12 protein-coding genes are annotated in these 13,387 nt (G+C 37.6%); 7 read left to right on the top strand and 5 right to left on the bottom strand.

Going from position 1 to position 13,387, the window contains the following annotated elements:
* Positions 1 to 27 precede the first annotated feature (27 nt).
* The 3 genes from SJY45_RS04470 to SJY45_RS04480 all read right to left on the bottom strand — a co-directional run bounded on the left by SJY45_RS04470 (position 28) and on the right by SJY45_RS04480 (position 4,777).
* A complete protein-coding gene (locus SJY45_RS04470; RefSeq protein ID WP_215440575.1) occupies positions 28 to 1,287 on the bottom strand; it encodes an aminotransferase class I/II-fold pyridoxal phosphate-dependent enzyme in 1,260 nt (419 codons plus the stop codon).
* A 126-nt stretch (positions 1,288 to 1,413) separates the two neighbouring features.
* Positions 1,414 to 2,457: a PLP-dependent cysteine synthase family protein gene (locus SJY45_RS04475; protein ID WP_215912264.1), complete on the bottom strand. Its 1,044-nt coding sequence runs from the start codon at positions 2,455 to 2,457 to the stop codon at positions 1,414 to 1,416.
* Between the two features lie 262 nt (positions 2,458 to 2,719).
* A complete protein-coding gene (locus SJY45_RS04480; protein WP_400073423.1) occupies positions 2,720 to 4,777 on the bottom strand; it encodes a S9 family peptidase in 2,058 nt (685 codons plus the stop codon).
* Between the two features lie 147 nt (positions 4,778 to 4,924).
* Between SJY45_RS04480 and SJY45_RS04485 the strand changes: the two genes are divergently transcribed.
* On the top strand, positions 4,925 to 5,251 hold the full coding sequence (locus SJY45_RS04485; RefSeq protein ID WP_289039467.1) for a YbaB/EbfC family nucleoid-associated protein: 327 nt from the start codon (positions 4,925 to 4,927) through the stop codon (positions 5,249 to 5,251).
* A gap of 38 nt (positions 5,252 to 5,289) precedes the next feature.
* On the top strand, positions 5,290 to 5,733 hold the full coding sequence (locus tag SJY45_RS04490) for a thioredoxin family protein (protein WP_400073424.1): 444 nt from the start codon (positions 5,290 to 5,292) through the stop codon (positions 5,731 to 5,733).
* 44 nt (positions 5,734 to 5,777) lie between these two features.
* Here the strand turns inward: SJY45_RS04490 and SJY45_RS04495 are convergent, their stop codons facing one another.
* Positions 5,778 to 6,878, bottom strand: a complete 1,101-nt coding sequence (locus SJY45_RS04495; RefSeq protein WP_400073425.1) for an OmpA family protein — start codon at positions 6,876 to 6,878, stop codon at positions 5,778 to 5,780.
* 301 nt (positions 6,879 to 7,179) lie between these two features.
* On the opposite strand from SJY45_RS04495, the gene SJY45_RS04500 reads away from it, so the two are divergent.
* Positions 7,180 to 7,494, top strand: a complete 315-nt coding sequence (locus SJY45_RS04500) for a YegP family protein (RefSeq protein ID WP_215440581.1) — start codon at positions 7,180 to 7,182, stop codon at positions 7,492 to 7,494.
* Here the strand turns inward: SJY45_RS04500 and SJY45_RS04505 are convergent.
* Positions 7,489 to 8,511, bottom strand: a complete 1,023-nt coding sequence (locus SJY45_RS04505) for a threonine aldolase family protein (protein ID WP_400073426.1) — start codon at positions 8,509 to 8,511, stop codon at positions 7,489 to 7,491. The two genes, SJY45_RS04500 and SJY45_RS04505, sit on opposite strands and share 6 nt — an antisense overlap.
* 244 nt (positions 8,512 to 8,755) lie before the next feature.
* On the opposite strand from SJY45_RS04505, the gene SJY45_RS04510 reads away from it, so the two are divergent.
* The 4 genes from SJY45_RS04510 to prfB all read left to right on the top strand — a co-directional run bounded on the left by SJY45_RS04510 (position 8,756) and on the right by prfB (position 13,381).
* The gene (locus SJY45_RS04510) at positions 8,756 to 10,219 is read left to right on the top strand and encodes a circularly permuted type 2 ATP-grasp protein (RefSeq protein ID WP_400073427.1); all 1,464 of its coding nucleotides are present in this window, start codon (positions 8,756 to 8,758) and stop codon (positions 10,217 to 10,219) included.
* Between the two features lie 64 nt (positions 10,220 to 10,283).
* Positions 10,284 to 11,231 carry an alpha-E domain-containing protein gene (locus tag SJY45_RS04515; protein ID WP_215440586.1) on the top strand — a complete coding sequence of 316 codons (948 nt, stop codon included), beginning with the start codon at positions 10,284 to 10,286 and terminating at the stop codon, positions 11,229 to 11,231.
* A 61-nt stretch (positions 11,232 to 11,292) separates the two neighbouring features.
* Complete coding sequence (locus tag SJY45_RS04520; RefSeq protein ID WP_400073428.1) at positions 11,293 to 12,150, top strand: transglutaminase family protein; 858 nt, start codon at positions 11,293 to 11,295, stop codon at positions 12,148 to 12,150.
* Positions 12,151 to 12,279: 129 nt separating this feature from the next.
* Positions 12,280 to 13,381 (top strand): peptide chain release factor 2 gene (gene prfB / locus SJY45_RS04525; protein ID WP_400073429.1). Its coding sequence is split into 2 segments (ribosomal slippage): positions 12,280 to 12,345 and positions 12,347 to 13,381, totalling 1,101 coding nucleotides; the frame shifts between segments, so codons are not numbered across the junction.
* Positions 13,382 to 13,387: the final 6 nt, after the last annotated feature.

Raw genomic sequence — 13,387 nt, forward strand, 5'->3', positions numbered from 1 at the left:
GTTTCATAAAGATTATTTAAGCCGATATTACTCGCCCATAGCCGCAGCAACCGCAGCGGACAATCTTTTATAAGTACCATTCTCCAAACGGTCTCTAATAGCAGAGAATGCATCTAATGTCTCTTCTATATCCTGCATAGTGTGCGTAGCGGTAGGAATCATACGTAAAAGTATCAACCCCTTTGGTATCACTGGATACACTACAATTGAACAGAAGATACCATAATTCTCACGTAAATCCTTTACAAGGGCCATGGCTTCTGGAATACTACCGTTCAAGTACACTGGAGTTACACAAGTATTGGTACTTCCAATATCAAAACCTCTACTCTTAAGTCCGTTTTGAAGTGCGTTTACGTTCTCCCATAACTTGGCCTTAAGCTCTGGCATAGTACGCAACATATCCAATCTTTTTAAGGCACCTTTCACATAAATCATAGGTAATGACTTAGCGAACATTTGTGACCTTAAATTATATTTTAAGTAGTCTATAATCTCTTTATCTGCAGCTAAAAACGCTCCAATACCGGCCATAGACTTTGCAAAGGTTGCAAAATATACATCTATATCCTTTTGTACGCCCTGTTCTTGTCCTGCACCTGCACCAGTGGCACCCAAGGTTCCAAAACCATGTGCATCATCTACAAATAAACGGAACGTATATTTTTCTTTAAGGGCAACTATTTCTTTTAGTTTTCCTTGCTCACCACGCATTCCGAAAACACCTTCGGAAATAACCAATATTCCTCCACCGGTCTGTTCGGCCATTTTTGTGGCGCGCTCTAAGTTTTTCTCTAAACTATCTATATCATTATGCTTAAACGTAAAACGTTTTCCCATATGTAGCCTAACACCATCAATAATACAAGCATGGGCATCTACATCATAAACAATAATATCGTCCTTTGATACAAGGGCATCAATAGCAGAAACCATTCCCTGATAACCAAAGTTCAGCAAATAAGCAGATTCCTTATCAACAAATTCGGCTAATTCTTTTTCTAATTGCTCATGAAAATCAGTATGGCCGCTCATCATTCTTGCTCCCATAGGGTAAGCCGATCCATATTCTGCAGCGGCTTCACCATCTACCTTCTTAACTTCAGGTAGGTTAGCAAGACCCAGATAATCGTTAATACTCCAGGTAATTACCTCTTTTCCCTGAAACTTCATTCGGTTAGAAATTGGCCCTTCCAACTTAGGAAAAACGAAATATCCCTCCGCCTGTGAAGCCCATTTTCCTAATGGCCCCTTGTTCTCAATAATTCTATCAAATAAATCTCGCATTTAGGTGTACTTTGGATTTTAGTGCAAAAGTAAGATTTTAAGAGCAACATTCATAAAATATTATTCCTTAACAAAAAAGCAACAACCTTTACGATTATTGCTTTCCCACTTTTACAAACTTGTAATTTATTCTTTTATGTATTGTACCTTTTGAGTTTCGCTTACTTCATTGGTATCAAAAAAGCCTTGATCCTCCATCCATTGATCACTATATACTTTACTCATATATCTTGAACCGTGATCTGGAAAGATAACAACAACATTATCTTTAGGACCAAATTCTCCTTCTTCGTTCAATTGCTTCAATGCCTGCATAACGGCACCACTGGTATATCCTGCAAAAATACCTTCGGTTCTTGCCAATTCACGAGCTGTGTGAGCACTTTCTGAATCCGTAACTTTAATGAACTTGTCTATTACATCAAAATCCGTTGCTCCAGGTATAAGGTTCTTTCCTAACCCTTCAATTCTGTACGGGTAAATTTCGTTGGAGTCAAACTCTCTTGTTTCGTGGTATTTTTTCAACACAGAACCAAAAGCATCAACACCTATTACCTTAACATTGGGGTTTTGTTCTTTTAAGTATTTGGCAGTTCCGGAAATAGTACCTCCAGTACCACTACATGCAACAAAATGTGTGATTTCACCTCCGGTTTGCTCCCATATTTCAGGCCCGGTACTCTCATAATGGGCATGCATGTTGAGCTCATTAAAGTATTGGTTGATATAAATAGAACCGTTAGTTTCTTTATGCAACCGTTTTGCTACTTCATAATAAGAACGTGGATCGTCTGCACTTACGTGAGCTGGGCAGACATATACCGTAGCTCCCATTGTGCGAAGCATATCAATCTTATCTTTTGATGATTTTGAACTAACCGCCAAAATACACTTATAACCTTTTATAATACTCACCATGGCAATACTAAAACCGGTATTACCAGAAGTTGTTTCTATAATGGTACTTCCTTCGGTTAAAATACCTTTACGTTCAGCTTCCTCTATAATGTGCATTGCGATGCGGTCTTTAGAGGAGTGACCTGGGTTAAAGGATTCTACTTTTGCATAAAAGTTGCCGGTAAAGCTTTCGGTTATTCTATTTAGTTGTACTAGCGGTGTGTTTCCTACAAGTTCTAGGATATTATTGTAAGCCTTAATTTTGTTTTCCATAAAGGATGTCTGGTTTTGGGAACTATTGATAAAAAGATAAGTTTCCACAAAATTACTTGGACAAAATTACTATTTTTTTTGAATATGTCATTTTATCATGCAAAATACCTCAAAAAAATGAAGATTTTCATTCATAAACCATGATTTATTAACGTTTCATTAGCATAATTGCCCTAATCTAGTCAATTCTGAAGTGGTCATAAGGTTCCTTTTTATTCCCTAATTCTATTAGATTCAAAAAATTACCATATATACAGTATGCTTATTTAGCCTTCCCTTCTAAATCCAACAGAAAGGCGTACTCTTTTGCTACTTCTTTTAAGGACTCAAAACGGCCCGAAGCACCTCCGTGACCCGTATCCATATTAATGTCCATCATCAATAGGTTATGATTAGATCTCAATTCCCTTAGTTTGGCCACCCACTTTGCAGGTTCAAAATATTGAACTTGAGAATCATGCAGACCTGTAGTAACCAATAAATTAGGATAGTCCTGCGCTGTAACTTGATCATATGGAGAATATGATTTCATATATTCATAATATGCCTTGTCATTCGGGTTTCCCCATTCATCGTACTCGCCCGTGGTTAAAGGAATGGAATCATCTAACATGGTAGTTACAACATCTACAAACGGTACAGCAGCAATAACCCCGTTATATAATTCCGGAGCCATATTAATGATGGCGCCCATAAGAAGGCCTCCCGCAGAACCACCCATAGCATATAGGTGCTCAGATGAAGTATAGCCTTCTTGTACCAAATGCTTGGAACAATCTACAAAATCTGTAAAAGTATTCTTCTTTTTAAGCAGTTTTCCATCTTCGTACCAAGGTCTCCCCAGGTACTCACCTCCTCTTATATGTGCTATGACATAAACAAAACCTCTATCCAAAAGACTTAGTCTTACCGTTGAAAAATAAGGGTCTATCGTATGACCGTATGAACCATAAGCATATTGCAAAACAGGAGTGTTTTCATTGAGCGGCGTGTCTTTATGATAAACAACGGACATAGGGACTTTTACACCGTCCCGGGCCGTGGCCCAAATACGTTTCTCCTTATAGTTGTCCTTATGAAACTTACCGCCCAAAACTTCTTGTTCCTTCTTAACTTCCTTCTCCTTGGTTCGCATATTAAAATCAATGATGGAGCTAGGAGTTGTCATGGAATTATATCCATAACGAAGAATCTCTGTATCAAAATCCGGATTACGGCCTACACCAGCAGTATAGGTTTCGCTTTCAAAAGGAAGGTAATATGAATTAGCACCGTCCCACCTATTAATTTGCACACGATTAAGGCCATTGGTTCTTTCGGAAATAACGTAATAGTCTTTAAAAATATCAATGTCCTCTAAAAGCACATCATCTCGGTGTGGTATAAATTCTTTCCAACTGTCTGAAGAAGTATTGTTCTCATCGGTCTTCATCAATTTAAAATTGGTTGCACCGTCTTTATTGGTCAACACATAGAAATGATCACCGTAATGCGAAATACCATACTCTACTCCCCGCTCCCTTGGAGAAAACATCTTTAATTCCCCGTCGGGATTGTCCGCTCGTAAAAATTGATATTCAGAAGTTAGGGTACTGTAAGAACCAATGATGATATATTTTTTTGATTTTGACTTGTAGACATACGTTCCAAACGTATCATCCGTTTCATGAAAAACCAACTGATCATCCTCTGCAGATGTACCAAATTTATGCTTTAGAATCTGGTCTGACCGTAAAGTAACTTCATCTTTTTTGGTATAAAAAAGTGTTCTATTGTCATCTGCCCATACTGAGCCTCCTGTAGTATTTTCTATTTTATCCTCATAGATTTCACCCGTTTCCAAGTTTTTGATACTTATAGTGTATTGGCGGCGAGAGACTGTATCCACCCCAAAAGCTGCAAGTTTATTATCAGGGCTAATGGCTATACCACCAATACTGAAGAATTCATGCCCTTTAGCCATTTCATTGCCATTAAACATGATTTCCTCAGGAGCATCAAGAGTTTCTTTTTTACGGGCATAAATGGGATATTCCTTACCAATCTCATATCTAGTAATATACCAATATCCGTTTTGTTTGTAGGGTACCGATGTATCATCTTCTTTAATTCTGGACTTCATCTCATTAAAAAGATCATCCTGAAATTCTTTGGTATGTGCAGTAGAAGCATCATAAAATGCTTTCTCCGCTTCAAGATAAGAGATAACCTCCGGGTTTTCCTTATCGTTCAACCAATAGTAATTATCTACCCTAACATCACCATGCTTTTCTAAATTATGTGGAACCTTCTTTGCTATTGGTGCTTTTACTTCACTCATATGTATTTCTTGACTTTGTGCTAAAGGCACAAATGTAAGGCATAAGACAAGAACGATTTTCTTTTTTTTACATAGCTTCATTAGTAATGGGTTTTCTTACACAATTTAGTAATTTTGTAACCTAATTCAATTTTAAAAATTAAACTTATGTTTGGAGACATGATGGGTATGATGGGGAAACTAAAAGAGACCCAACAAAAGGTAGAGGCCACAAAAAAACGGATGGATACGGTAACCCTTGAAGAAGCTTCTTCCGAAGACCTACTAAAGGTGACCATAACCGCGAACAGAGAAATTAAAAAAATTCAAATTGATGATAGTTTGTTGGAGGACAAAGAGCAATTAGAAGATTTTCTGATTCTTACCCTTAACAAAGCTATTGCAAAAGCAACACAGGTAAACGAGACAGAACTTGCTGCTGTAGCTAAAGAAGGTATGCCCAATATTCCAGGTATGGATTCGTTATTTAAATAATGGCAAGCTATTTGCTTTTATTTTAAAAAATATTGCTCATGAAGTTTTTGCTTTTTCTTTTGCTACCTCTTTTTCTAGTTGGACAGAATGATACTTCCAACACTGTTGATTGGTTGAAAGACTATGACACAGCCATAAAAGTGTCAAAAAAAGAAAACAAAAATGTTTTAGTGTATTTTACCGGAAGTGATTGGTGCCCGCCTTGCAAAATGCTTAAACGCGACTTGTTTGATACAAATGAATTCTCTGAATTATCTAGCAATTATGTGCTATTGTATATAGATATCCCCAGAAATAGGGATTTGTTAAGTGAAAAGCAATGGAACCACAATCAAGAACTTTTTAAAAAGCTAAACAAAAAAGGGGTATTTCCCATGCTTGCCGTAGTAAATGAAAAAGGAAAAATGCTTGATGAATATTCCGGTTATGGTATGACAGGAGAAATTAAATATCACATAGACTTCTTGAAAAAAAACAAATAAAAAAGCCCCATATATGGGGCTTTTAATTTTTAGGGAATTATAGTTTAGTTATTTATCAACCTAAACTCCGTTCTTCTGTTTACGGAATGCTCTCTTGCTGTACAAGAAACTCCATCTTTACATTTGTTCTTAAGTTTAGTCTCACCATATCCGTTAGCTACCAAAAGACTAGAATTAATGCCTTTAGAAATTAAGTATTGAGCTACGGACTTTGCTCTACGTTCCGATAAATCTTGGTTAGAAGAAGCACTACCTTGAGCATCTGTATGAGAAGCCAACTCTACCTTAACTCCAGGGTTTTGAGCCAATACAGGCAGTAATCTTGTATCTATAATGGATTTAGCCTGAGGGGTTAAAGTAGCGCTACCCGAGTTCCAGTTTATAGGAAGTGCCTGATAGGTAACCAACTCACATTTAACCTCTTTCCAAGTGGTAAGCCCACCTTTTTCCTTCAACACCTCTTTTGTATAGGATTTTGTTACCGGTGGTACCATTTCCTCAACAGTATAAGCATCTTTATCCAAGACTGTTCTTGTAATTTCATCATAAACGGCGGGAACAACTTCCTCAACAACTTTAGCCGGAGAAATAAGTACTCTTTTCGTATAAGTAGCACTCTTTTCTGGAATAGCCGTTTTACTAGTACTTGCATCACTGGCAAGCGTTGAAGTCTCTATAGTCTGGAATTCTGCAGGATACCCTTTGTAGCACCAGTATCTACAATCATCCGGGTTTCCAGAATCACAGTCCGGAGCAGATGCTCCCAATTCCCATTGGGCATAGGCAGGTTTCACCTCTATGGTCTGCGAAGCACTTCCAAAACTAGCTGGGATAACATTTAAGGAGTTACCACCTTCTTTAGAAACGTAGGTCACTTTCTCGGTACCCCACTCTTCAGGAATAATTCGTAATTTCTTACTCTCTTCTTTAACTAGGACACGCTCTGTAACGGTTTTATACGTAGCAGGGACAGTTTTTAGAACCTTGTAACCCGGTTTTACGGTAATAGTTACGGTTTCGTTTACATAAACGTCAGGAGTAGTACATCGTACATAACATTTTCCTGGTTCAGGGTTTTCGGGCAGGTCTTGCGCCATACCACATGTAGCCGTAAGCACGGCAATTGAAAAAAGAATTTTCTTCATAATACGGTTAATGTTTAATGTGTTTATTATAGTTGCTTTAAAGTTAAACTTTTAATGTTTTTTTAACAAGCCCTTTCCTGTTAAACATTAAAATGATCGATGAACTACATCATTTTAACCAAAAAACGCACTAAATAACAGCACTAGCATAGAATAGCTCAATTAAAAAAATGATTAAGATTAGACAGTTATTTTTCTATGGAAGAAAGGCTTTCGAGCTTTAAAAATGATGTAACATTTAAATACAACTACACATATAACTGTTCCTGTTATTTTGTATCTTTTACCTAAAAATTACAAAGTGATAGAAATAGTTGCCCTACCAAATTCCGATTTTCAGTTTCACGTCAAATCCAAAAGTGGTTCCATTTTACTCACTAGCAAGGACTTTGATGACAAAACAGCACTAGAAGATACGCTGTCCCGTCTTAACAATCTTGAAATTGCACGTGGCAATTTTGAACGAAAGACTAATCATCAAGGAAAATTTCTATTCAATTTTAAAGATGAAAACGGCAATCTACTTGGTTCAAGCCAGCTATATGACTCCGAAGCAGGAATGGAGAACGGTATAAAAAATTTACGTAACCGCTTAAACGAATTAAGGGAGTTATAAATTTTTCAAAATATTCAAGAAAGCATTGTGCATTGTATCTGTATAATCTAAATGGGTAACTATCCTGAGCTTTCCTTGCCCCATATCAATTATGGACACATCTTTTTCTTTTAGTTTTTCAACAAAAGTATCTCCCGTCATAAACTTTTCATCAATTTCAAAGATGATGATATTAGTCTCAATGGGCTCTACTTGTTTTATATAGGTTAGCTTACTCAACACCTCCCCTATTTCACGCGCTTTTTGATGATCTTCTAACAAACGTTCTATGTGATTGTCCAATGCATAAATTCCCGCAGCCGCCAGAAAACCTGCCTGACGCATGCCTCCTCCAAAGATCTTGCGTACGCGTAGCGCTTGTTGCATTTGTTCTTTACTACCCACGAGAACGGAACCTACGGGGCATCCCAAACCTTTACTTAGGCAAACACTAATAGTATCGAACAAGGTCCCGTACGCTAAGGCGTTTTCCTTTTTTTCTACCAAAGCGTTCCACAAACGTGCACCATCAAGATGATAAGCCAGTTGGTTGGTATTACAAACCTCTTTTATTTTCTTTAACTCCTCAATATCCCAACAAGCACCACCGCCTTTATTGGTTGTATTTTCAACACACACCAAAGAAGTTAACGGACTATGGTAAAAATCCGGTGGGTTTATGGCTCCTTCTACCTGTTTTGCCGTAATCATTCCTCTATCTCCATCTATCAATTTACACGAAACCCCACTGTTAAAACTGACGCCACCGCCTTCATAATTGTAAATATGGGCATATTTATCGCATATTAACTGGTCTCCAGGTTGTGTATGAAGCTTTATTCCTGTCTGATTTGCCATGGTGCCGGAAGGAAAAAAAAGAGCGGCTTCTTTGCCGAACATTCCCGCTACTTTTTCTTCAAGGGCGTTTACCGTTGGGTCTGTTTTAAACACGTCATCTCCCACTTTGGCGCTCATCATAGCATCTAACATTCCTTGGGTGGGCTTGGTTACGGTATCACTAATAAGATTAATATGCATGTAAAATATCTATTGTTAAATTCTAATATTCAGGTTTTTTGAGAAGCGTTAATATCTTTAAGAATAATCTACAATATCTAAGTAAATACCGCAAAAAACACACTTATTTACTCATGTTTAAAATCAAAACACCAAACATTCGCGCCATTTATTACATAAATGATAAAATTACGTTTCGATTATTGTAGTATTCTTTCCACAAAAAAGGATGAAAATAAATAACTTAAGTACAAACAAATATACTATGGTAAACTTAGAAAATCAGATTTTTTCATCCTACCAAAGAAACCCTAATTTATTTGACGAAATCTTTGATGAAAAAGGACACGTTAAGGACGTATATTCTAAACTTTTTAACCTCTATGGAGAGCATTCCATTAACGACTATGTTAATCTAAATGAGAAGGCCAAATCGTCTTTTTTTAACCAAGGAATTACTTTTCAGGTATATGATAAAAAGAAAACTCAGGAAAAAATTTTTCCATTTGATCTTTTCCCAAGAATTATTCCTCCCGAAGAATGGAAAGTAATAGAATCCGGCTCCATACAGAGAAGTAGGGCCTTAAACCTTTTCTTATGGGATATTTACCATGACAAAAAAATTATAAGACAGGGAATCATACCCATGGAACTTATAAGTTCCTCAGCCAACTATCTGGACCAAATGAATCACCTTGATCCTCCCGGTGGCATTTATAACCATATTTCCGGTACCGATGTTATCAAGCATACGGATGGACAGTATTATGTGCTGGAAGACAATATAAGGTGTCCGAGTGGTGTGAGTTATGTAATCTGCAATCGTACCGCTCTTAAAAGGGCTCTTTTTGGAGTGTTCAATCACTATAAAACTTACTCGGTAACCAACTATGCCGAAAATCTATTGGACTTACTTGAGACCGTAAAACCCAAAGGTGTAGACATACCAAATGTAGTTGTTATTACTCCTGGCATGTTCAATTCTGCTTTTTACGAACATTCCTATTTAGCAAAAACAATGGGTGTTGAACTGGTTGAAGGCCGTGACCTTTTTGTTGAAAATGACTTTGTTTACATGAAAACCATTCAAGGTCCACAAAAAGTAGATGTGATATATAGAAGAATCGATGATGCTTTTATTGACCCGTTAGAGTTTAGACCTGATTCATCCTTGGGTGTCCCGGGACTTTTTGCTGCCTACAAAAAAGGCAATGTTACCTTGGCCAACGCTCCAGGAACCGGAGTAGCAGATGATAAAGCGGTTTACACCTATATGCCGGAAATAATTAAATATTACCTTAACGAAGAACCTATACTCAATAATGTACACACCTATCATTGTAGCAGACCCAAAGAACTAAAGTATGTTCTGAACAACATAGAGAACTTGGTTATAAAACCTGTTGACGAAGCGGGTGGATACGGTATATCTATAGGTAACCGATTAAGTAAAAAGGAGGTTGAAGTAGTAAAGGCTCAGATACTGTTGAATCCTAGAAAATATGTGGCTCAACCGATAATGTCTCTTTCGGTACACCCAACTTATATTGATAAAAGCGAATCTTTTGAACAGCGTCATGTAGACCTTAGAACATTTACCGTATTGGGGAAAGATAAGGATTTTGTCTTAAAAGGAGGTTTAACCCGTGTAGCTCTAAAAAGAGGCAATCTGATCGTGAATTCCTCTCAAGGAGGGGGCTCAAAAGACACTTGGGTATTAAAAACTTAATACGCCCATCTCTAAAATCCAATATTCATTTTTTTTACGGAACACTAATATTTAAAAAATGCCTATGCTTGCACGAGTAGCCAATAATCTTTTTTGGATGGGACGTTATATTGAACGTTCGGAACACATTGCCCGATACCTTAGGGTAAATTATTTTTCGTCACTCGATGCTCCTAACCAACTATCACAATCCAGACAATTTGTACTGCGCTCTATGCTAACCATGATCGGAGACCCTGTAGCTAACGAGTCTCAAACCCTTAACGAAGAAGAAGTGCTCTATAAAATTGGTTTGGATCCGGATTACACTTCGTCTATACTAAATAACGTGAGAAGTTCAAGGGAAAATGCCAATAGTGCCCGGGATTTAATATCGACTGAATTGTACGAATCCATTAACAAATTCTACCACTTTATCTCTAACTATGATGCCCAAGCTTATAGCAAGAACGGGCTCCACGATTTTACCCTCACCGTAACCGAGATGTCCGCTATCTTAAGGGGCAAAGTGCGAAGTACGCTCATGCATGATGAAATTTATGCTATTATAATGATGGGGGCCAACATTGAAAGGGCAACCCAGATTATACGTATAATAAACGCCAAACATAATGACGCTCTTAAAGCTCAGGGCAGTTATGGCGATAAATTCAAGAACAGCTTTGAATGGACTACCCTATTAAAGTGTACGGAATCTTATGATATGATGCGCAGGTTTTATAAAAAAACACCAAACAGTATATCTACCTTGGAGTTTCTAATCCTTAACCCAGATTGTCCAAGGTCTATAATGAACAGCCTAAACCAAGTCTGCAAGCACATAAAAATACTAGATTCCAATAAGAAACCTTGCCAAAATTCAACCGCCTTTTTAGTGGGGAAAATAAGGGCGGAATATGAGTTTAAGTGTATTGTTCAGATTGAAAATGACATTCAATCTATAATAGACAGTACTTTAAATAGTCTTTATGAAATTAGTCAGAAAATGGAAGAAGAATTTTTTAGTTACTAAAAAAGCAGACACAATCCGTTTAAAATAAAACATATCCAGAACCAACTTATCCAACTATACCATGCCTTTAGAATACTCTATTATCTACAAAGCAAAAAACACCTATGAAGAAGCGGTGCATGAAGCATATTGGCAATTTTTGATAATCCCCCAGGAAAATGAGTCTCAACAATTTATTGGAGTGGACTTTGCAAACACCATTCAGGCCCACAATGAATACTCCATAAACGGTTATGGCTTTAAGACCATACGGGTACACCCCAAACAAATATTTAATGACATTGGTTTTGAAGCTAACTTTAAATTAATAAAGAAGGAAATCAACCCTTTTGATTTTGAACCGGAACAAGACATAGAAAGGTCCTATAAAAAAATTCAAGAACTAGATTTTAAAGTAGACCATGAGGCCTTTTTAAAAACAACTCATTTTACGAGTATTCCGGAGCAGAAGACACCCCTTTTTCAGTGGAATACAAGTGAATCCATTTTTGATAATATACTTAGGCTTAACGAATATACCTATAGCTATATTCGTTTTAATGCAGATGCCACAGATGTCCACACTACACTTGCCGAAGTTCTAAAAATCCGTCAGGGCGTTTGTCAGGATTTTACACATTTATTCTGTGCATTGGCACGCATGCACGGCATTCCGGCTCGCTATGTTTCAGGATATCTACACCAAGGAAATGGCTATTTTGGAGATTCCCAGATGCATGCTTGGGCAGAAGTCTTCGTACCTTATGTAGGCTGGCTCGGATTTGACCCTACAAACAATATACTGGCCGGCACCAATCATATAAAAGTTGTCCATGGCAAGGATTATAAGGACTGCTCACCTTTAAAAGGCGTGGTATATACCGCAGGAAAGAATGAAACCGTTCATTCCGTACAAGTTACCAGTCAAAATCAGCAATAGCTCTTTTCAACTTATAAAAACCTAAAAGACATATCCATAAGAATAGCTTATTCCTAAACATAAACAATCAACTATTTACTGCAGAATAGATAAAAAAGAGTAGTATTTTTGTTTATAAAACAGAATACAATGACAATTACTACAGACCTATTTAAAGGTCTACAGGATCGCCTTGGTGCGTTAAGGAGGTATCTTTGACGTTGATGCTAAGCTTATAGAAATAGAGAACGAACAGGAGAAAACTTTGGCTCCTGACTTTTGGGACAACCCACAAGAGGCTCAAGCCCACATGAAATTCATACAGTCCAAAAAACAGTGGGTAGACGATTATAATGTTGCCAAAACACTAGTGGACGACTTGGAAATCTTATTGGAATTCCAACAAGAGGGAGAAGATAACGAAGCAGAAGTAACGGCTCAGTACCATAAGGCATTAAGCAAATTGGAGAATCTGGAGTTCAAGAACATGCTTTCCGAAGAAGGAGACGAACTCCCCGCTGTACTGCAAATTACAGCAGGTGCAGGAGGTACGGAAAGTTGTGATTGGGCATCTATGCTTATGCGTATGTATATGATGTGGGCCGAGAAAAACAAGTACAAGGTAAAGGAGCTCAACTATCAAGAAGGAGATGTTGCCGGTATAAAAACCGTAACGTTGGAGATAGATGGCGATTTTGCATTTGGTTGGTTAAAAGGTGAAAATGGTGTTCACAGGTTGGTGCGTATTTCACCGTTTGACAGTAATGCCAAACGCCACACTTCATTTGCATCTGTATATGTATACCCTCTTGTAGATGACAGTATTGAGATTGATGTAAACCCTGCGGATATTACCATTACAACAGCACGGTCCAGTGGAGCGGGTGGTCAGAACGTAAACAAGGTAGAGACGAAGGTACAATTGGTGCATCACCCCACAGGCATCCAAATTTCTTGTTCGGATTCTAGGAGTCAGCATGACAATAGGGCTACGGCAATGAAAATGTTGAAATCCCAACTGTACGAAATTGAGCTTCGGAAGAAAATGGAGGCCCGTCAAGAAATAGAATCCTCTAAAATGAAGATTGAATGGGGTTCTCAAATTCGAAACTATGTTATGCACCCGTACAAATTGATTAAAGATGTACGAACGGCAGAAGAAACAGGAAATATAGATGCCGTTATGGATGGCGATATAGATATGTTTTTAAAAGCCTATCTAATGATGATGGGGCAGAAAGATGAAGATTAGACTTAC

The sequence above is a fragment of the Zobellia russellii genome (genome assembly GCF_044597075.1).
In the GTDB taxonomy this organism is placed as follows: Bacteria; Bacteroidota; Bacteroidia; order Flavobacteriales; family Flavobacteriaceae; genus Zobellia; species Zobellia russellii.

What these genes read in the sequence shown, in the direction of transcription:
- SJY45_RS04470 (WP_215440575.1), bottom strand. Translation starts at nt 1,287, where the DNA reads ATGCGAGATTTATTTGATAGAATTATTGAGAACAAGGGGCCATTAGGA.
- SJY45_RS04475 (WP_215912264.1), bottom strand. Translation starts at nt 2,457, where the DNA reads ATGGAAAACAAAATTAAGGCTTACAATAATATCCTAGAACTTGTAGGA.
- SJY45_RS04480 (WP_400073423.1), bottom strand. Translation starts at nt 4,777, where the DNA reads ATGAGTGAAGTAAAAGCACCAATAGCAAAGAAGGTTCCACATAATTTA.
- SJY45_RS04485 (WP_289039467.1), top strand. Translation starts at nt 4,925, where the DNA reads ATGTTTGGAGACATGATGGGTATGATGGGGAAACTAAAAGAGACCCAA.
- SJY45_RS04490 (WP_400073424.1), top strand. Translation starts at nt 5,290, where the DNA reads ATGAAGTTTTTGCTTTTTCTTTTGCTACCTCTTTTTCTAGTTGGACAG.
- SJY45_RS04495 (WP_400073425.1), bottom strand. Translation starts at nt 6,878, where the DNA reads ATGAAGAAAATTCTTTTTTCAATTGCCGTGCTTACGGCTACATGTGGT.
- SJY45_RS04505 (WP_400073426.1), bottom strand. Translation starts at nt 8,511, where the DNA reads ATGCATATTAATCTTATTAGTGATACCGTAACCAAGCCCACCCAAGGA.
- SJY45_RS04510 (WP_400073427.1), top strand. Translation starts at nt 8,756, where the DNA reads ATGGTAAACTTAGAAAATCAGATTTTTTCATCCTACCAAAGAAACCCT.
- SJY45_RS04515 (WP_215440586.1), top strand. Translation starts at nt 10,284, where the DNA reads ATGCTTGCACGAGTAGCCAATAATCTTTTTTGGATGGGACGTTATATT.
- SJY45_RS04520 (WP_400073428.1), top strand. Translation starts at nt 11,293, where the DNA reads ATGCCTTTAGAATACTCTATTATCTACAAAGCAAAAAACACCTATGAA.